The 1062-nt window shown below is 32.8% G+C and carries 1 protein-coding gene; it reads right to left on the reverse strand.

Going from position 1 to position 1062, the window contains the following annotated elements:
• Nucleotides 1-280: 280 nt before the first annotated feature.
• A complete protein-coding gene (locus ABVT42_RS22385; protein ID WP_353898213.1) occupies nt 281-922 on the reverse strand; it encodes a hypothetical protein in 642 nt (213 codons plus the stop codon).
• Between the last annotated feature and the right edge of the window lie 140 nt (nt 923-1062).

Here is a 1062-nt window from a genome sequence, read left to right on the forward strand (position 1 = left end):
GCCAATAAGAAATTGGAAAGCGGCCTTAAATCGATTTATGATTCAATTTGAAGACCGATTAAAAGATTATGTTTAACCTAGGGCAGTTACACAGAATTTTTTACAGGGTCGCGGAAATAGCACTATTTGATAAAAGCATTATAATTAGAAATAAAAAAATCATTTAATTTTTCTTTTTTGATTTAAAATGTAGCGCTGATTAAATACACTAAAATAATATTAACTGCAATATATTAACCCAACAAGCTGCTGAATTTTACTATTAAGCTGCATTTTACTTCTAAACTCTACCTTCACTATTAACCATTCGATTATAAACTTGAAAAACAAAGTCTGCTTTTTGACTCACCAATGCATCAAAAGCTAACTGTGGCAATGAAAAAGTTTCATCGTTAATACAACGAATAGACGGCTGTCCAAATTTTTCATCATCTTCAGACGCAGGCAAATAAAATTGAGCCCCCAAGTTGCGATGAAAAACTTCACCAATATAAGTATAAAGATCACAAAATAATTCTGACTCGGCTTGTATAGAATCTGGACTTGAAAACCAACCCAATAATAATTTCCCCGCTGCTTTTAATGAATTCGGCGAAAAATCAAAATACAGATTAACATCAGGTTCTAACCGTTCAAAAAATAAGTCCAGTTGATCGGTAATAAAAGTTAACCAACTATTGAAATCATCTTCTGAAATTGGCTGAAAAACTTGGCTAACTAATACTCTACTTTTTGATTTTTTAGTATTAATAAACTTTTGCGCTTCTGCAAATTGTTGATGTTGATTAGAATAAACTTCATACAGCAAAGCTTTATCCTGACGATGTACGGTAAAAGTCACCAAGTCAAAAGGACAAACATCTGGGCCACCTTCAAAACTTAATACCGGAACACCATAATACTGGTACTTAGGATCTTCCAAAGGCAATCTGGGTATTTGATTAAGGTTACGTGTAGTTTACTTTTTTACCATCATACTTCTTGCCAATTTCTTTATCATAAGATTGTGCAAGAATTAAACGACTTTACCCAATTAACATCGTCCGCTTTTTAGTGCTTGCC

Origin of the sequence: Aliikangiella maris, from assembly GCF_040719265.1 — a bacterium.
GTDB lineage: Bacteria > Pseudomonadota > Gammaproteobacteria > Enterobacterales > Kangiellaceae > Aliikangiella > Aliikangiella maris.